Origin of the sequence: Pseudomonas serbica, from assembly GCF_028823535.1 — a bacterium.
In the GTDB taxonomy this organism is placed as follows: domain Bacteria; phylum Pseudomonadota; class Gammaproteobacteria; order Pseudomonadales; family Pseudomonadaceae; genus Aquipseudomonas; species Aquipseudomonas serbica.
Genome location: NZ_JAQIYM010000011.1, coordinates 14,897 through 33,045, shown reverse-complemented (window position 1 = coordinate 33,045; position 18,149 = coordinate 14,897). Strand labels below are relative to the sequence as shown.

Here is an 18,149-nt window from a genome sequence, read left to right as displayed (position 1 = left end):
ATCAGGCACCAATTCGAAACGGGGGCGGACCAACATCAGGTAAGGACTCTAAATCGATGGAGACACCACCATGCGCACGCCCAGGTTGACCGCCCTCGCTCTCGCTGTCCTGCTATCCCCACTTGCCGTTGCTGGCACCACCGCTTCCGGCACAGGCCCGACCAACCCGGTCGAAGCACCCAAGGCCCCCGCCATCCAGAGCGCCCCCGGCATCAACACCAACGGCACGGGCGTCGACAACAGCTTGCCGCCGTCAACCGGCACAGATCCGCGCATCCAGGGCAACGATACCGGCCGACAGGGCGGTCTGAACCTGCCCGATACCAAGACACCCGATAACGCCGCCCCCGGCATTGGCTCGACCACCACCGAAGGTGGCCCGGACGCATTAGGGGGCGTGAGCCAATAGTTCGCCGCACGACCTACCCATCGCAACGAAGAGGTAACCATGAACGTCGATAAAAACCTGGAAAAAGAAGTCCTGACCCGTCTGCTGCACGCCCACCCCAGCGGCCTGGGCAAGGAGGTGCTGGACAATTACCGGGGGGAAAAAATCGTCGCCAGTACCCTCGCCACACTGCAAGAGCGTGGTCTGATCCAGCACGGCAATGTGGTGTGCAACGAAGCTGGCGAACATTCGTTGAACTTGCCGATCAAGCTCAGCGCCGCCGGCGTTGAGGCGGCACGCAAGCTGGATGTTTGAACCCACCAAGAAGCCAGGAGAAATCCCATGCCTCGTGGAAGCAAAGACAAATACACCGCCGAGCAGAAACGCAAGGCCGAACACATTGAAGAGAGCTATGAGCACAAGGGCGTGTCCAAGGACGAAGCCGAAGCGCGTGCCTGGGCGACTGTGAACAAACAGTCCGGTGGCGGCGAACGTGCGGGTGGTTCAGGGCGCAAGAAGCCGGCCAGTGCCAAGGCGTAGGATCGCAAGGAATCGTCGCGACGCGCAGTGGCCAGCCGTGAAGGTCATTCGCGCAGCAGCAAGGCTTCGCGCGATGCGCAGACCGTGGACAGCCTGATGAAGGAGGCCCGGGCGAAGAATATTCCGGGGCGGTCGAGCATGCGCAAACAGGCGTTGATCGAGGCGCTGCGCAAGGCAGGCTAGAGTCCAATCCTGCATTGGCTCTGATGGCCTCATCGCAGGCAAGCCAGCTCCTACAGGGTTCGATGGTGTTCACCCATTATGTGCTCACCACCAGGAGCTGGTTTGCCAGCGATGGCGTCCGATCAGGCGCCGAAAGTCTCGCGGATCAAAGCATCCACCTCAGCAGCCCCAGGCGAAGTCGCCGGCCCCCACCGGGTTACCGCCAACGCCGCTGCCGCATTCGCCCGTTGCGCCGCATCAAACGCCGACAACCCCTGCGCCAGCCCCGCTATGAACACGCCGGCATGAGCATCGCCAGCGCCATTGCTGTCGACCGCCTGCACTTTGAAACCCGGTACATGTCGACGCTCGCCGTGCTGATCAATCCAGCATCCCTGGGGCCCGTCACGCACGACCATGAGCACATTGCGCGGCAGAAACCCGAGCAGACCATCCAGCGCCTGAGCGATGTCTGTCGAGCCGGTAATTTTCAGCGCTTCGACGCTGTTGCTGGTCCACACGTCGATACGCGGCAGTAAAGCCTGCATCAGCGGCGCGTCCGGCGAATCCACCAACGGCCCCGGATCGAACACCACGTTGACGCCTTGTGGCAGCGTCAGCACCCAGTTCACCAACGGTTGTGCCTTGCCCACGTGCAGCAGGCTGTAGCCGCTGACGTAGACATAATCGCCCGCCTCGGTCGGCACACTGGCCAGGTCCTCGGCAGTCAACTCGCCTTCGGCACCGATGTAGGAGACGAAACTGCGTTCGGCCGAAGCGTCGGTGATGGCCACGCACAGCCCGGTATCGCGCTCGGCAGGATCAGCGATGCCGATCCGGATGCCTTCGGCATTCATGGCCTCACGCGCCAGGTCACCGAAACGTCCGGTGCCGTGGCGACCGAGGTAGACCACCGACAGCCCGTTACGCTGGGCGGCCGCCATCACATTGAAACCGCCGCCAGCCTGGAAACTGGCGGACTGCGCCAACACGTCACCCCCCGCTTGCGGCAATTTATCCACGGCCATGACCAGGTCGATAATGACCTGGCCGGTGTGCAGCATCTTAGGCATGAGCATTCTCGACCAGCGCGGCACGACGGTCCGTCGCCCCGCCGAGTACAAGATAAATGCCACCGGCAACCACAAAGGTGACGATCCAGCCGAGGCCGTTATGCCCCAGCCACGAGTCGGACAGGAAGCCCTTGAACCAGGTGTTTTCTGCCGTGGTGCCGATGGTGGTGAAGCTGAAACCGAGCACGATCGCCAGCGCCCAGGCGCCGAACGCGCGCCACTCGACGCCGCCGCGATACCAGTAGGCGCTGCTCGGACTGACGTCCAGCAGGTCCTTGGGGCTGTAGTAATGCCGATGAATCAGGTCGACCACGAAGATCCCGACCCATGCCGTGATCGGCACCGCCAGCAGGGAAATGAAGGTGATGAAGGGGCCGTAGAAACTGTCGGCGATCAGCATGAAGTAGATCGAACCGGCGAAGATCGCCACGATGTCCACCACCACGGCGTAGACGCGCTTGACCTTCAGGCCGAGGGTCAGCGTGGTCAGGCCGGCGGAGTACACCGACAGGTTGTTCGACAGCAGTAGGCCACCGAAGGCGGTGATCAGGTACGGCACGGCCATCCAGGTCGGCAGCATGTCGCGGATGGCGATGATCGGGTCGGTGGCCTGGGCCAGGTCGTTGTTGCCCACCGACAACAGGCCACCGAGGGTGATCAACAGCACCAGTGGAATGCCCGCGCCGAACGCTGCCGACGCCACCAGGCGCACGGCCTTGACGCTGCGATGCTGATAGCGCGACATGTCGGCACCGGCATTGGCCCAACCGATCCCGGTGCCGGCCGCCATGGTGCCGATACCAATGATCATCGCGCTCATCGGCGCCGGCGTGGCGTTGAACACCGCGCTCCAGTCGATGGTGGCGCAGAGGAAGCCGCCGACCAGGATGTTCAGCGCACCGAACACGTAGGTCGCCCACTTCTGGATCACCAGCAATGTGGCGTGACCGAGGCCGGAGACCGACAAGGTCAACAGGACAAAAATCGCGATGAACACCAGCGTCAGTATCGGCGCGCTTTTCGCTTCCACCGGCGAACCAAAAAGGATCGAGCACAGCGACAGCAGCACGAACGCGGCGGTGGTGGTGTTGACGGTTTCCCAGCCCAGGCGCGACATCAGCGAGACCAGGGTCGGGCCGATATTACCGCGCACACCGAAGATGGCGCGCGACAGGGTCAGGCTCGGCGCACGACCACGACGACCGGCGATGGAAATGATCCCGACCACCGCGAAAGAACCGGCGGCACCGAGGATCGCGACGATGATCGCCTGCCAGATCGCCAACCCGCGAAAGGCCACGAGGGTCGCACCCAGCGGCAGGCCGAGAATGGAAATGTTGGCGGCGAACCAGACCCAGAACAGCTGCAGCGGATGCCCATTGCACTCGGCTTCCGGCACCGGCTCGATGCCGCGGGTTTCCAGCTGCCCGGCGTTCTGCCCGGCGTTCGATGAACTCATGAAAAAATGCTCCTGTTGCCATTTTTGTGGTTGTAGGCAAATACGGGAGTTGGCACAACATCCCGGTGAAAAACTTCAATACGCGGCGCTCCCCTTCGCGAGCAAGCCCGCTCCCACACTTGATCCGCAGCGCCTACAAATTATGTGCATGGCACAGATTCAATGTGGGAGCGGGCTTGCTCGCGAAGAGGCCAGCCCAGTCAACGCAAGGCCAAAAGCCCTTGCACCAAAGGTTCCAGCTCCAGGTCATTGACGGTTTTGACCGTCTCGATCATCGCCACCGGCCAGCTCGCCAGCCCCAGGCAGGCCCCGAGCATCGCCCCCAGGATCGCCGCGATGGTGTCGGTGTCACCGCCCAGGCTGGCGGCCATGCACAATGCGTCGAAGGCATTCATTTCGCCAATGGCCACTTGCTGGGCCAGGGCAAACGACACCACCACCGACTCTTGCGAAGCCACCGAGGTGCCGATGACGTCGTACAGCAAGTCGGCGAGCAACGCCTTGTCACTGTCGACGCTGATGCTGCGTGCCCAACTGATGCGCGAAGCGATTCGTCCGCCGGCCACCCAGTGTCCATGACCCTCGGCTTGCTGGGCGAATTGCTGGCCGAGGTTCAGCGCCTCACCCAGGTCCATGCCGTTGATCCCGGCGGACACCACCGCCGCCACCGCTGCCGCGCTGGAAATGCCCAGCGTGGTGTTGTGGGTGACCTGGCAGGCCTGCACCACGGCAGCGATGAAGCGCTCGGGGTTGGCCACGTCCGCGGCAATCCCGACCGGTGTGATACGCATGGCGGCGCCATTGGTGGTGCCATAGCGCCCGGCTTCTTCGGCAGAATGGCCGGCGAGGATCATCTCGATCGCCCGTTTGGTCGAAGGGCCGAGCAAGTCCTGCGAGCCCTTGGCCTGCATCACCGCTTCCCATTCGATCAAGCGTTGTGCAAGCACCGAGGGTTCGATGTGGCCTTTGCCTTCGAGCAGCAACTGACCAACCAGAATTGCCTGTTCGGTGTCATCGGTGATCGAGCCCTTGGGCATATTGGCGGCGATCGGCTGATCGGGGCCAGCATCTTCAAGGTCGGTGATGTCGCCGAATCGCGCCTTGATGTCGGCGCGGCTCAGGGATTGGGTCGGCATGCCCAGCGCGTCGCCCAGGGCCAGGCCGTAGAACGCGCCAAGCGCACGATCGAGCGCGGTCATTTCGAAGGTCCAAATTGCAGGTGCAGACGAAAATGCACTGGATCGAGCAGGCTTTCCACCTGCTCCATGAAGCGGTGTTGCCGGTCATAAGTGGTGCGCAAGGCCTTGAGGAATACGGTGCCGACCGGACGGCCCAGCAGTTCGGCATCTTCGGCGTTCAACGGCTCGGCACCGATCCATTGATCGCCGCGCTCGCCGATGTAGCCATAGGCGGCCAGGGTGATGGTCAATGAGTTATCGATCAAGCCAACCCGCGGCAGGCTTTCCAGGCCTCCGGTAGCGGGCATCAGTGAGCGTTCGAGGGAGACCAGCGTGCCGTCATTGGAGCGGCGGCGACGGTCGAGGGTGATGAATTGGTCGGTGCCAAAGCGTGACATCAGGTCGGGACGGGTCACCGCCTCCAGCCGCAGCACTTCGGTATTGACCAGCGCGCCGCTGTCGGCCAGGGCCTGGGCCCAGCCGCTGCGCTGATCCAGTGCCACGCCGTCGAAAGTGACAATGGAACCGACCCCGCTTTGCGTCGCAATGTAGTTACGCCGTTTCAACTCGGCTAGCGCTTCACGCAAGGTTCCTCGGCTGACTTTGAATTCCTGGGCCAACTGATGCTCGCCTGGCAGATGAAAGCCGTCCTCCATGAGACCGCTTTCAATGCGCCGGATGAGTTCGTCGACCACCCGTTGTTTCTTGTCGAATCGTACCTGTCTAATCATGTACAAATTAGTAACCGAAACAGGTTATGACGGGCAAGGATTTTTTAAGGACTATGACAGAAGGATGGCATGGCAAATACCCAGTGGGAGCGAGTCTGCTCGCGAAGCGGTGGCACATCCAACATCAATGCTGGTTGACACTCCGTCTTCGCGAGCAGGCTCGCTCCCACAGGTTATCAGGGTGTCAGCGCTGTTTCAGGCGGTCAATCACCACCGCCAGCAACAGGATCGAACCGCGAATCACATACTGGTAGAAGGTATCGATGTTCTTCAGGTTCATCGCGTTCTCGATGATCGCCAGGATCAGCACCCCGGCAATCACGTGCCGGATCATGCCGATCCCGCCGCTGAGCGACACGCCGCCCAGCACGCAGGCCGAGATCACCGTCAGCTCGAAACCCTGGCCGATCATCGGCTGGCCCGAGGTCATGCGCGAGGCCAGGATGACGCCGGCCAGCGCACCGATCAGGCCGTGCACGGCGAAGATGATGATCTTGGTCCGATCGACGTTGACCCCCGCCAGCAGCGCCGCTTCCTGGTTACCGCCGATGGCCATGGTGTTGCGCCCGTAGGTGGTGTAGTTGAGCAACCAACCGAAGAACAGGAAGCAGACGATGGTGATCAGGATGGGCACCGGCACGCCGAACAACTGCCCGTTACCGAACACGAAGAACGACTCCTGGGACACGCCCACCGCTTTGCCGTTGGCGAAGATGTAGGCCAGGCCACGGACGATCTGCATGGTCGCCAGCGTGGTGATCAGCGCATTGACCCGCAGTTTGGCAATCACGATGCCATTGATCAGCCCGACGATCAGCCCCATGGCCAACGCCGCGCTGACCCCCAGGAAAAGGCTGTCGGTGTCACGCATCACCACCGCGGCAACCACCCCGGCGCAGGCGATTACCGAGCCCACCGACAGATCGAAATGCCCCGACGCCAGGCAATACAGCATGGTGCACGCCGCGATCCCGGTGGTGGAAATCGCCAGGCCCAGGCCGCGCATGTTCAAGGGCGAGAGGAAGTTGTCGATCAGCAAGGTGCAGAGCACGAAGATCCCGACGGCCGCCAGCAGCATCACCCAGTCATCGAGAAAGCGCCGCAGGTCCAGGGGCTTGCGCGGGGTTGGCAGTGCGTCGTTTTGGCTTGTCATCATAGTCACCTCTCAGTTCGCCACGCCGTCAGTGCGTTGGCGCGGCAAAGCCAGTTGCAGCAGATTGGATTCATTGGCCTGTTCGCGGCTCAGTTCGCCGCGCAACGCGCCTTCGCACAGCACCAGGATGCGGTCGGAAATGCCCATCACTTCCATCAGGTCGCTGGACACCACGATCACCGCAATGCCACTGGCGGCCAGGTCATGGATGATCTGGTAGATCTCGGCCTTGGCGCCGATGTCGATGCCGCGGGTGGGCTCGTCGAGCAGCAGGACTTTCATCGGCATCGACAGCCAGCGACCGAGAATGGCCTTCTGCTGGTTGCCGCCGGAGAGAAACTTGATCGGCTGCCCGGCGTGGGGCGTCTTGACCTTGAGCGCCTTGATCTGCTTGTCGGCGTTGCCCTTCTCCCACAGGCCGCGCAACAGGCAGCCGAAGGTGGCATGCGCACCACGGGCACTGATGTTGATGTTCTCGGCGACGCTCGCCAGCGGCAGGATGCCCTCCTTCTTGCGGTCCTCGGGACAGAGCAGGATCCCGGCCGCAATCGCATCCCGGGGTGAGCGCAGTTTCAGCTCATGACCGCGCAACTCAAGGCGTCCGGCACTGTTGCGTTCCAGGCCACTGAGCAGGCGAAACAATTCCGTGCGCCCCGCGCCGACCAGGCCGAACAAGCCGAGGATTTCGCCTTTGTGCGCCTCGAAACTCACAGGTTCGCGCAGGCCAGGCCCGAGCAGGCGGTCGACTTTCAACGCCACCGCGCCACGCTGGCGAGGGCGGTAATCGTAGATGTCCTGGATGTCGCGACCGACCATGCAGGTGACCAATTGATCGTGGGTCAGCTGGCTCATGTCTTCGAAGGTGCGCACATAACGGCCGTCCTTGAACACCGTCACCGCGTTGCAGATACGGAACACTTCCTCCATGCGATGGGAGACGTAGAGCACCACTTTGCCCTCGTCGCGCAAGCGCGCGATGATCGCCATCAAGCGGTCGATCTCCCGCGCCGACAGGCTGCTGGTGGGCTCGTCGAAGGCGATCACATGGGCGCCCCGGGACAAGGCCTTGGCGATCTCGACCAACTGCCGCTGGCCGAGGGACAGGCGCCCGACCTTCTCCTGTGGGTCGATTTCGTCAGCCAGGCCGCGAAGGCACGCCAGGGCCTGCTGGCGCAGAGTGCCGCGATTGATCAGGCCGAAACTGGCGGGCAGGTGACCGAGAAACAGGTTTTCCGCCACGGTCATTTCCGGCACCAGGTGCAGCTCTTGATGAATCACTGCGACGCCGCTGCCGATGCTGTCGGCGGTGGACTTGAAGGCCATCGTCTGGCCGCCGATCTGCAGGTCGCCGCTGCTCGGGATGTAGGCGCCGCCGAGGATTTTCAGCAAGGTCGACTTGCCGGCGCCGTTCTCGCCCATCAAGGCATGAACCTGCCCCGGATGGGCGACGAAGTTGATGTTGTCCAGCGCTTTCACCCCGGGAAAGGTCTTGCCGATCCCGTTGAAGCGCAAGCTGCCACTGCCACTGAAAGAACTGCCGGGATGTTTCTGTACTTGTGTTTGCGCGTGCATAACCACCTCATCACACAGATCAGGCAGCCCCGTTGCCGGGGCCGCCAATGAAATCAACCGGCCCTCAGTTCCACAGGCCGATCTTTTCCAGTTCCTGCTTGAAGTTGTCGCGCGTGATCAGCGTCACGTCGTCCATGGCGGTGTACTTCGGCGGTTCTTTGCCGCTGGTGACCCACTCGTACATCATGCTGGCGGTGTTGTAGCCCTCGATATGCGGGCTGGGCAGCATCGAACCGTAGAAGCCGCTGTCGGGTTTCTTCAGCTCGCCAATGGCGTCGGTGCCGTTGATGCCGATGCCGATCACGTTCGCCGCAGCAAAACCGGCGGCTTCGGTAGCGCGCACGCCGCCGAGCACGGTGTTGTCGTTCATGCCACCGATGATCAGGTTCTTCGCCGCGCTCGGCAGCTTCACCAGCGCCGAGTTGGTGGCGTCCATGCTGCCCGGTACGTCGAGGGTCTTCAGCGCCGAGAAGAGGATGTGGTCCTTGGGCATGCCGGCATCCTGCAAGGCCTTGACCGAGCCGTCGGTGCGCTTTTTGCCCGTGTCGAGTTCGTTGTAGGTGTTGATCACGGCATAGGTGTCTTTCCAGTCCCAACCGCGTTTTTTCGCTTCGCTGGCCATGGCGCTGCCCTGCTTCTGGCCGACTTCGAACGCGGCCATGCCCAGGTACGGCACGTCTTCCATGAACTTGCCGCTGGCATCGACGAAACGGTCATCCACGGCGATCACTTTCAAACCGTTGAGCTTGGCCTTGGCCATGATCGCCGGGCCCAGGGACACGTCCGGCGGGCAAATCACGAAACCCTTGGCGCCGTTGGCCGCCAGACTGTCGATGGCCGACAGGGTTTTCTCACCATCAGGCACGGCAATCTTGATCAGGGTGAAGCCCTTATCCTTGCCGGCCTTTTCGGCGAAGGCCCATTCAGTCTGGAACCAGGGTTCTTCCGCTTGCTTGACCAAAAAACCGATTTTCACTTCCTCGGCCGCCAGCAGCGTGCTGCTCAAGCTGACAGCGCTGACCGCCAGGGCGGCACAGCACAGGGTACGGATGGCATGACGACGATTCATAAGCTGACTCCTTGTTGTTTTTGTTGAGCGTATTGCCAATAGTCATATCGTATGATGATTGGATTCCAGACGTGGCTTGCCGCCTCAAACCCGGACAGCTTAGTCGTGGTACATCACGGAGCGTCCGCCATCGATGGTGATGCACGATGCGTTGATGAACGGCGCCTCATCACTGGCCAGGAACACCGCCGTCATGGCCACTTCGATCGGCTGGCCGATGCGACGTGGCGGATGCAGGTCAAAGGCGCGCTGACGTTCGGCGTGGGGGTCGGCGAAACCGTTCCAGTAGTCGACGTTCAATTGGGTTTCGATGTAGCCCGGCGCGATGGCGTTGACGCGAATGCCCTTGGGGGCGTATTCGATGCCCAGGGCGCGGGTCAGGCCGAGCAAGCCGTGCTTGGCCACCGGATAAGGGAAGCAGCCCGGAATGATGTGGGTGGAATGGGTCGAGGCAATGTTGATGATGCTGCCGATGCCCTGCTCGATCATCTGCGGCAACACGGCCTTGCAACCGTACCAGGCGCCGTCCAGGTCGATGGCGAAGCAGCGACGCCAGTCTTCCTCGGTCATTTCCAGAGGATCGCGGAACACGTTGACCCCGGCGCAATTGACCAGCACGTCGATCCGCCCGTGCAACTCAACCGCCAGCCTGGCCATCGCCTGCAGGTCTTGCTGCTGCGAAACGTCAGCCTTGATCGCCACCACGTCGGCCCCTTTGCCCCGCCACTGCGCTGCGACGTTTTCGACTTTTTCGCCCTGGATATCGCTGATGACCAGCTTGGCTTGCTGGGACGCGAAAGTCGCGACGATCGCCTCGCCGATGCCTTGGGCGGCGCCGGTCAACAGCACGACCTTGTTTTTCAGACGTTCGCCCTTGGGCGGTTCGGGCACCGGGGGCAGCGAAAGAGGTTCAGCCATGGATCAGGACTCCTGTTCGAAAGCACGACGAAAACCGGGCATCGGTAGATGTCCGGTCAAAAGGCGTTGAGGAAGAAACAGGCAGGCGCGAAAACGCTTCAGCACCAAGGTGCCCTGAAACGCAGACCCCACAAGGGAGTACGGGGGAATATCGCTGCATCACTTCACCTGTTTTGTTTTTTTAAGTGTGAGTGCGTGTAACTGACGGAGCCGACTATAAACCCGGCCCGCTGATAATCTCAATATATATATTTGCATCCCATATTTAGGGATTTATCCTGCAAATCGGCTACAGACCTTTCCTGCAACATCGACACGGATCGCCAGCACCGCCCCATCCAGCGGGTGCCCAAGCGGACTCGCGGCGCTGGTGATGTACAGGGTCTTCAGGTCGGCGTCGCCAAACACGCAACTGGTCGGACGGCTGACGGGCAGCTCGATGACCCGATCGACCTGGCCATCCGGTGTCAGCCTGAGCAGACAACTGCCGTCCCATCGGGCATTCCAGATAAAACCTTCGGCATCCATCGCCGAGCCGTCCGGGCCGCCGCGTGTATGGGGGCCGAACCAAGCCTGCGCCGGTTCGAGGTGGCCGTCGGTACGAATGAAGTGCCGGTACAACGTGCCTTTGAGGCTGTCGCCGAAATATACGGTGGTGGCGTCATCACTCCACAGCAGCGTGTTGGGAATGCCCAGGCCACGCAGCAGCGGCGTCACTCGCGCATCGCGGTCAACACGGAACAGGCCACCGGAACAGCGTTCGACAGGCAGGTCTTCGCCCTGCTCGCCAATGTTGTTTTGCATGGTGCCAAGCCACAGCCTGCCCAAGGCATCGCAGCGGGCCTCGTTGGCGCGGTTGCCGGGTTGCGGGTCGGCGACGCAGAACAACCTCAGTCGAGGCTTCAACCCCGGGGAGTCCAGGTCCAGCCGATAGACGCCGCTGCTCAAGGTCACCAGCGCATCGCCGCTTTCGCAGGGAATGAAGGCGGACACATGCTCCGGCATCTGCCAGATCTGCACGTTGGCACCGATCAACCGCAGCACCTGCTTGCCAGAGATGTCCACCCAATACAGCGCCTGGGTCGGCGCATCCCAGAACGGACCTTCGCCGAGCTGGGCCCGGTGTTCGGTAACGGCAGTCCACTCCATGAAACCTCCTGCATTGTTATTGTTTTTATGCGGGTTCTTCGATGTCAGCTGGCCCTTTTATCGGCCATCACTTGCGGGTAGTAGCGCTTGATCGCCAGGTCCGCGTTGTCGATCAGAGTCATGCAGGCCCAGACACCCCGCGCGGTATCCCGGGCGGCGATGGCATCGGCCATGTCCTTGTGAATCGGCAAGGTGCGGCGCAGTTCGTCCGGGTCGGCGGCGGACACTTCGAAACACACCGCCAGCAGCGCCCCCAGGGCCGGGACCATTTGCTCGATGAATTGATTGTGGCTGGCCGCGAGAATGCATTCGTGGAAGAGCTGGTCGGCTCGGTTGTAATCGACGCCGCTGTCCACCGCCCGCTCCAGCGCGTTATAGGCCAACAGGATGGCGTCGAGTTGTCCGGCGGTTGCGCGTTCGCAGGCCCAGCGCACGGCCATCGGCTCGATGGTGCGACGCAGGTCGAGCAAGTCATCGACGAAGTTCTCCGGCAACCCGCTGCGGGACAGCCAGCCGACGACTTGCGGATCGAAGAGGTTCCAGCGCCGTACCGGCAACACCCGCGTGCCGACTTTCGGCCCGACTTCGAGCATGCCCTTGGCGACCAGGGTCTTGATGGCTTCGCGAATGACCGTGCGGCTGACACCCAGTTGTTCGCCAAGGTCGGCTTCGACTCTCAGCGAGTCACCCGGCCTGACCTGCCCGGCAGCGATCCAGCAGCCCAGCCAATCGACCGTCGATGCATGAAAACTGCTGGACATGGACACCTCAAAGCCTTTCGCGATGGATGCCCACGCTAATCATCATATGATTGGGTGTCAAATTGATTTTTATGAGCGTATGAAAATACCGGTGGGAGCGAGCCTGCTCCCAATAAAAAGGTCGACTGAACCGGCGCCTTCGCGAGCAGGCTCGCTCCCACAGGGGGATGTGTCAGGGTTCAAGACCAATGCGGAAAAACTCACCGCCACTCCACACTCCCAACCAGCGTTGACCTTCGATCTCACGACTCACCGCCAGCTCAACCAGCTGATAAAACACATTGCGATGGATCAGCGCTTCGAGGTTGGTGCGCACATGCACGTAGGGGGACGGTTCTTGTGTATCAGGATCGATGACCACGCGAATCGGATGCTCGGTGCCGGCTTCTGCAATCTCATCGACGTTGGTGGTAAAGCGCAGAACCTGCGCCTCACCCTCGCCCTCCGCTTCCACGGCAATCGCCACAAAGGGCGCGTCATCGACCTTGATGCCGACCTTCTCGACGGGAGTGATCAGGAAGTAATCATCGCCGTCGCGGCGAATGATGGTGGAGAACAGCTTGACCATCGGCTTGCGTCCGATCGGCGTACCCAGGTAGTACCAGGTGCCGTCGCGGGCGATGCGCATGTCGATGTCGCCGCAGAAGTCGGGATTCCACAGGTGGACCGGGGGCAAGCCTTGGGTCTTGGGGATTTGCCCCAGCAGGTCGTTGGCTTTTTGCGGGCCACTCATGGCGTTCTCCTTGATATTACTGGTCGCTGAGCCCCAGCAGGCTGCGCGCGTACTGTTGCAGCGGCGGGCCCATCAGGTCTTCGGGTTTTTCGTCGTGGAAGGTCAGGAGACCACCACGACTGTTGATACGTGCAGTATCAATCAAATACTGGGTGCTGGTCTCGATCAACATGATCTGAATCACGCCGGTGTCGATACCAAGGCGATCCAAGGCTTCCTGATCCAGCCACTCATCCGAGTTGCCGATGCGGTCGTCGGACTTGGCGAAACGGGTATAGAGCAGGTAATGGGCCCCCACGGCACGGGCTTCGCCCATGGCCTGGTCAAGACCTTGCGGTGTGCGGGCGCGGCGGACCATCGGGAAGTATTCGACGAAACCATCGAAGGCGACTTCGGCGATTACGTTGGGACGCGGGTAGACGGCACTGCCAGGCGGCATGAAGGCGCCCTGGGCAATGTAGACGAAGGAGTCCGGCTGAATGCGCAGGTTGTTTACCCGGCGACTGTCGCTGTGGTCCAGCAGGCCGGCGTCGCTCATGTGGTAGCGAGTCCCTTCGGCCATGTCGCTGACATTCATGCAGCCACCGAGCGCCAAAATGGCCAGCAGCAAAACCAGGCTACGCATCCTATCCTCCAGAGGCCGGTGACGGAAAACCGGCGAATGGCCGTGGGATGCAGCTTTTGCGCCAGCTCAGCCGCCAATAATCTTCATGACCGTGGCACCACCGGAAAACGCCACTTCCTGCTTATCGCCCAACGCCTTGACCAGCAACCGCTGCAAGGCCGGCAATGCTTGATGGCGCGGCTTGTCCAGAAGATCGCCGACATAGTGGCGATTGCTCGACGACAGGCAGCCATGCAGCCAGCCAGTGGACGACAGGCGCAACCGCGAGCAGGTGCGGCAGAACGGAACGCTTTCGTTGGCGATCACGCCGAAGTGGCCCTGCCCCGGAATCTCGTAGCGCACGGCGGTGGCATCGACGGGCGCATCGGCCTGCAGATACTCATAGCGTTCGCCGATCAGGCTCAGCAGCTGTTGCAGGCTGACGAACTGCTGCAGGAACGCATTGGCGTCGCTCGCCAGATGGCCCATGCGCATCAATTCAATGAAGCGCAGCTCATAGCCGCGCTCCAGGCAGTAGTCGAGCAGTGGCATCACCTGGTCGAGGTTCTGGCCGCGCAGCGGCACCATGTTGACCTTGACCTTCATGCCTGCGGCGCGGGCCTGGTCCATGCCACTGAGCACTGTCGCCAGGTCGCCGCCACGGGCAATGCCGCGAAACGCAGAAGCGTCCAGGGTATCGAGGGAAACGTTGATGCGCCGAATGCCGGCGTCGACCAGGATCGGCAGCTTCTTCGCCAACAGCTGCCCGTTGGTGGTCAGGCTGATGTCCTGCAGCCCCATCTGGCCGACGGCGGCCATGAAGGCTTCGAGTTTCGGACTGACCAGCGGTTCGCCACCCGTGATGCGCAAGCGCTCGATGCCCGCCGCCTCGATGAGGTAGGCCACCCCGCGCGCCATGGCTTCGGCCGACAATTCATCCTGCGCAGCCACCAGCCGCTTGCCGTTGGGCACGCAGTAGGTACAAGCGTAATTGCAGGCTGAGGTCAGGCTGACTCGCAAATTGCGAAAACGCCTGCCTTGACGGTCAACGATCATGATGACTCCGGCGAAGAATATACGGGCTGGTAAAACTTGACTCACAAATCAAGTTTTAGCAAGCCCTATGCCTGAGTATATTCCTGCGGTACTGCTCCATGTAGCGAAATCATGGGCAATAAGGCAGCTGAATGGCTCAGCTGCTCGGGGTGTCGCTGTCGCGTTTGCGCTTGTTGCCCATGCGCACGCCGATGTCCATCAGGAACTGGAAGAAGCCTTCCTGGTCTTCCAGCACATTGCTCCAGAACGGCGAGTGGTACAGCGCCACGGCACCATGCACCAGCGCCCAGGATGCGCAGTAATGGAAGTAAGGCGGCACGTCTTCAAGCTTGCCTTCGCTGATCCGGCCCTTGATGAGCAAGGTCAGGCGTTCGAAGTTCGAAGCGCGGATCTTGTGCAGCTCCTCGACCATCTCCGGCACCTGGTTGCCCTTGACGACCTTTTCTTCCAGGCGGTCAAACAACCGGTAACGCTGTGGGTCGCGCATGCGGAACTCGAAATAGGCGCGGGACAGGGCTTCCTTGTCCTTGTCGACATCGGCTGAATGCAACAGCTCGTTCAAATCGCGCTCATAGTCGAGCATCAGGCGCAGATAGATCTCGGCCTTGGACTTGAAGTGCTTGTAGATCGTGCCTTTGCCGATACCGACAGCATCAGCGATCATCTCGACGGTGACACTGTCTTCACCCTGGTCGAGGAACAGCTTGAGCGCGGTATCGAGAATTTCTTGCTCGCGGCGACGAAACTCACGGACCTTACGAGGTTCTTTATGCATAGGAAAGGTCTGTAGGGGTCAAAATTCGAAGCCGCGTATTATGCCTAAATTACGCCAAAATGCACGGATCATCCGACCATATCTGTGTTTCTTGATGATTTCGCGCAAGATCGACCTTTGATGAGAACTCTTCTGAAGCGTGCGTATTCCAAATTTGTTTAAAAACCGCGGCCTACAAACTGGACGGTGCGAAATACTGATCAATACTTGAACTGTCGGCGGGGCATCTCCCCCAAGTGTCACGCCGATATTGGTACCAACGGACCGCGTGCCATTGTTTTACTCCTAATGGTCTTAACCCGGATTCACCCCCCAGAACCCGGGTTTTTTTTGCCTGCGATTTAACCTTTCACATGCGCCAACGGGAACAATCGCTTGAAGTTCTCGGTGGTCTGCTCGGCAAATCGCTCGTAAGCCTCACCCCGCAACATTGCCAGAAATTCCGCTACTTCACGAACGTACTGCGGCAGGTTCGGCTTGCCGCGATACGGGATCGGCGCCAGGTACGGTGAGTCGGTTTCCACCAGCAAACGGTCGGCTGGCACCTTGCTCGCCACGTCGCGCAATGCGTCGGCATTGCGGAATGTGACAATCCCGGACAGGGAAATGTAGTAACCCATGTCCAGCGCGGCTTTCGCCATGTCCCAGTCTTCGGTGAAACAGTGCAGTACGCCCGCCTGGGGCAGCGCCGCTTCACGCAGCAGGTTCAAGGTATCGGCGCGGGCACCGCGGGTATGGATGATCACCGGCTTGCCGGTCTGCTGGGCCGCTTGCAGGTGCAACCTGAAGGATTGCTGCTGCAACGCTGCCGCTTCCGGTTCGTAGTGATAATCCAGGCCGGTTTCACCGATCGCCACCACGCGCGGATGGTTGAGCTCGTGCAACAGCCAATCCAGCGCAGGCGCCGCACCCGGCTGCACGTCCAGCGGATGCACGCCGACCGAGCAATCGACATCGTCGTAGCGCTCGGCCAGGGCTTTGACATCGGCCGCGTTGTCGGCGCTGACACCGATACACAGAAAGTGCCCTACCCCACGCTGGCGGGCCGCCTCCAGGGCGGCATCCAGCGAGCCGTCATGGGCGGCGAGGTCGAGGCGATCAAGGTGACAATGGGAATCTACGAGCATAAATGGGCTGCAACTACATCGTATGAGTGGGACAGTCGGATTGCCTGTGACTTGGAGTTTAGGCGCAGAGGGTTATCTCTGGGTAGGCAAAGTCGCCCATTGCACCAGCAGCGCTTCCAGCAACAGCACCCGGTTGAGGTTGGCTTTGCTCAACACTTTCTGGCGTTGGGCAAGGATCCAGTCCTGGATGTTCAGGACCTTATCCTGAGTGGTTTTTTGCGCCAGGTACTGAATCACCTTGCGCATGTCCATCAGCCCCAGGCCTTCTTCATCCTGGGTCAGCTGATAGCGCAGGATCAGGCTCGACCAGTCACAGAACCAGTCGAACAGCAGCAACAACGGAATCGCATTCCAGCCCTCGGCCAGCTGTGTCGGCGATTGTTGCTGCTTGAGCAATTTCTTCACCCCATCGACCACTTGCGCGCGCTGCTCACGCACGCCCTGGGCCTGCAGGTTGACGGCGGCCAGCGGCGAACCGGCGGCCAGGGTCAGCAATTCGACGCGTTCTTCCTGCGAACACTCCGGCAAGGCCTTGGCCAGCCAGTCCAGGCTCATGGCCTCGCCCGGCAGCGGGCAGGCTTGCTGCACGCAGCGGCTCTTGATGGTCGGCAACAGACGGCTGGGCTGGTGGCTGACCAACAGCAACACGGTGTCGCCGGACGGCTCCTCGAGGCTTTTGAGCAAAGCGTTGGCGGCGTTGATGTTCATCGACTCGACCGGCTCGATCAGCACCACCTTGCGTCCACCCAACTGTGCGGTCTGCACCACGAAACTGACCAGGTCGCGCACCTGGTCGACCTTGATCGCCTTGTCGGCTTCCTCCGGCTCCAGGATGTAGTTGTCGGGATGACTGCCGGCCTTGAGCAACAGGCACGATTTGCATTCGCCACAAGCGCCCTGCGCGGTCGGACGCTGGCATAGCAGGCTGGCCATCAGGCGTTCGGCCAACGCCCGCTTGCCGATCCCGGCCGGGCCATGAAGCAGATAGGCATGGGCGTGTTGCGCACGACCGGCCAGCTGCTGCCAGAGACTGTCCTGCCACGGGTAGGCTTCAGCCACGGCTCAACTCCAACAGGCGTGGCAGCAAGGCATCAAGGGATTGCTGGACCTGCGCCAACGGCTGTGCGGCGTCGATCAGCACGTAACGCGCAGGCTGTTCTGCCGCGCGCTTTAGGAAAGCACCGCGCACGGCATCGAAAAAGGTCCGGCCTTCCAGTTCAAAACGATCCAGGCGCCCGCGGGCACTGGCGCGCGCCAGGCCCACTTCCACCGGCAGGTCGAAGATCAGCGTCAGGTCGGGTCGCAGGTCGCCCTGGACAAAGTTTTCCAGCGCCGCGATACGTTCCAGGGACAGGCCGCGGCCTCCGCCCTGATAGGCATAGGTGGAATCGGTGAAACGATCACACAACACCACCGCACCACGGGCCAGCGCCGGACGAATGACTTCGGCCAGGTGCTGGGCACGCGCGGCGAATACCAGCAACAACTCGGTGTCCGGATTCATGACTTCATCGACCGGCGCCAACAGCACTTCGCGGATGCGTTCGGCCAGTGGCGTACCACCCGGTTCGCGGGTCAGCACCACCTCGATACCGGCAGCGCGCAGGCGCTCGGCCAGGTATTCGCGATTGGTGCTCTTGCCGGCGCCTTCCGGGCCTTCCAGCGTAATAAACAAGCCAGTCACAGGCAGTCCTTAGTCAG

At 61.4% G+C, this 18,149-nt stretch carries 19 protein-coding genes and 1 pseudogene; 3 read left to right on the top strand and 17 right to left on the bottom strand.

Annotated features, from left to right (window positions below; genetic code table 11):
* The first annotated feature begins 70 nt into the window (after positions 1 to 70).
* From NQL71_RS18970 to NQL71_RS18960, 3 genes and pseudogenes are all read left to right on the top strand, one after another.
* Positions 71 to 409, top strand: coding sequence for a hypothetical protein (locus NQL71_RS18970; protein ID WP_046815963.1), 339 nt, complete (start codon positions 71 to 73; stop codon positions 407 to 409).
* 39 nt (positions 410 to 448) lie between these two features.
* A complete protein-coding gene (locus NQL71_RS18965; protein WP_046815962.1) occupies positions 449 to 703 on the top strand; it encodes a hypothetical protein in 255 nt (84 codons plus the stop codon).
* A 27-nt stretch (positions 704 to 730) separates the two neighbouring features.
* A pseudogene (locus tag NQL71_RS18960) lies at positions 731 to 1,111 on the top strand (Rho termination factor N-terminal domain-containing protein).
* Positions 1,112 to 1,233: 122 nt separating this feature from the next.
* Here NQL71_RS18960 and NQL71_RS18955 read toward each other — a convergent pair.
* The 17 genes from NQL71_RS18955 to tmk form a co-directional block, all read right to left on the bottom strand.
* On the bottom strand, positions 1,234 to 2,163 hold the full coding sequence (locus NQL71_RS18955) for a PfkB family carbohydrate kinase (RefSeq protein ID WP_274643104.1): 930 nt from the start codon (positions 2,161 to 2,163) through the stop codon (positions 1,234 to 1,236).
* The gene (locus tag NQL71_RS18950) at positions 2,156 to 3,622 is read right to left on the bottom strand and encodes a purine-cytosine permease family protein (RefSeq protein WP_274643103.1); all 1,467 of its coding nucleotides are present in this window, start codon (positions 3,620 to 3,622) and stop codon (positions 2,156 to 2,158) included. Before NQL71_RS18950 ends, NQL71_RS18955 begins: the two co-directional genes overlap by 8 nt.
* 200 nt (positions 3,623 to 3,822) lie before the next feature.
* Positions 3,823 to 4,821 (bottom strand): ADP-ribosylglycohydrolase family protein, encoded by a 999-nt coding sequence (locus NQL71_RS18945; protein WP_274643102.1) that lies wholly within the window; start codon positions 4,819 to 4,821, stop codon positions 3,823 to 3,825.
* A complete protein-coding gene (locus NQL71_RS18940; RefSeq protein WP_046815957.1) occupies positions 4,818 to 5,531 on the bottom strand; it encodes a GntR family transcriptional regulator in 714 nt (237 codons plus the stop codon). Before NQL71_RS18940 ends, NQL71_RS18945 begins: the two co-directional genes overlap by 4 nt.
* Positions 5,532 to 5,715: 184 nt before the next feature.
* Positions 5,716 to 6,684 (bottom strand): L-arabinose ABC transporter permease AraH, encoded by a 969-nt coding sequence (araH, locus tag NQL71_RS18935; protein WP_077185751.1) that lies wholly within the window; start codon positions 6,682 to 6,684, stop codon positions 5,716 to 5,718.
* A 12-nt stretch (positions 6,685 to 6,696) separates the two neighbouring features.
* Positions 6,697 to 8,256, bottom strand: coding sequence for an L-arabinose ABC transporter ATP-binding protein AraG (gene araG, locus NQL71_RS18930; RefSeq protein WP_077185648.1), 1,560 nt, complete (start codon positions 8,254 to 8,256; stop codon positions 6,697 to 6,699).
* A 64-nt stretch (positions 8,257 to 8,320) separates the two neighbouring features.
* The gene (locus NQL71_RS18925; protein ID WP_077185647.1) at positions 8,321 to 9,325 is read right to left on the bottom strand and encodes a substrate-binding domain-containing protein; all 1,005 of its coding nucleotides are present in this window, start codon (positions 9,323 to 9,325) and stop codon (positions 8,321 to 8,323) included.
* A 99-nt stretch (positions 9,326 to 9,424) separates the two neighbouring features.
* Complete coding sequence (locus tag NQL71_RS18920; protein WP_046815954.1) at positions 9,425 to 10,243, bottom strand: SDR family oxidoreductase; 819 nt, start codon at positions 10,241 to 10,243, stop codon at positions 9,425 to 9,427.
* A gap of 273 nt (positions 10,244 to 10,516) precedes the next feature.
* Positions 10,517 to 11,392 carry an SMP-30/gluconolactonase/LRE family protein gene (locus tag NQL71_RS18915; protein WP_046815953.1) on the bottom strand — a complete coding sequence of 292 codons (876 nt, stop codon included), beginning with the start codon at positions 11,390 to 11,392 and terminating at the stop codon, positions 10,517 to 10,519.
* Between the two features lie 44 nt (positions 11,393 to 11,436).
* Positions 11,437 to 12,153 carry a FadR/GntR family transcriptional regulator gene (locus tag NQL71_RS18910; RefSeq protein ID WP_046815952.1) on the bottom strand — a complete coding sequence of 239 codons (717 nt, stop codon included), beginning with the start codon at positions 12,151 to 12,153 and terminating at the stop codon, positions 11,437 to 11,439.
* A gap of 172 nt (positions 12,154 to 12,325) precedes the next feature.
* Positions 12,326 to 12,886, bottom strand: a complete 561-nt coding sequence (locus tag NQL71_RS18905; protein ID WP_046815951.1) for a DUF1285 domain-containing protein — start codon at positions 12,884 to 12,886, stop codon at positions 12,326 to 12,328.
* A gap of 16 nt (positions 12,887 to 12,902) precedes the next feature.
* Entirely contained in the window at positions 12,903 to 13,511 is a 609-nt protein-coding gene (locus tag NQL71_RS18900; protein WP_046815950.1) for a DUF4823 domain-containing protein, read from the bottom strand.
* Between the two features lie 66 nt (positions 13,512 to 13,577).
* Positions 13,578 to 14,546, bottom strand: coding sequence for a GTP 3',8-cyclase MoaA (locus NQL71_RS18895; RefSeq protein WP_166620710.1), 969 nt, complete (start codon positions 14,544 to 14,546; stop codon positions 13,578 to 13,580).
* 136 nt (positions 14,547 to 14,682) lie between these two features.
* Positions 14,683 to 15,321 (bottom strand): TetR/AcrR family transcriptional regulator, encoded by a 639-nt coding sequence (locus NQL71_RS18890; protein ID WP_007945721.1) that lies wholly within the window; start codon positions 15,319 to 15,321, stop codon positions 14,683 to 14,685.
* A gap of 341 nt (positions 15,322 to 15,662) precedes the next feature.
* A complete protein-coding gene (locus NQL71_RS18885) occupies positions 15,663 to 16,448 on the bottom strand; it encodes a TatD family hydrolase (protein ID WP_046815947.1) in 786 nt (261 codons plus the stop codon).
* Between the two features lie 72 nt (positions 16,449 to 16,520).
* Positions 16,521 to 17,507 carry a DNA polymerase III subunit delta' gene (locus tag NQL71_RS18880; RefSeq protein WP_166620709.1) on the bottom strand — a complete coding sequence of 329 codons (987 nt, stop codon included), beginning with the start codon at positions 17,505 to 17,507 and terminating at the stop codon, positions 16,521 to 16,523.
* Positions 17,500 to 18,132, bottom strand: coding sequence for a dTMP kinase (gene tmk, locus NQL71_RS18875; RefSeq protein ID WP_046815945.1), 633 nt, complete (start codon positions 18,130 to 18,132; stop codon positions 17,500 to 17,502). The genes NQL71_RS18880 and tmk overlap by 8 nt, the downstream gene beginning before the upstream one ends.
* Positions 18,133 to 18,149 lie beyond the last annotated feature (17 nt).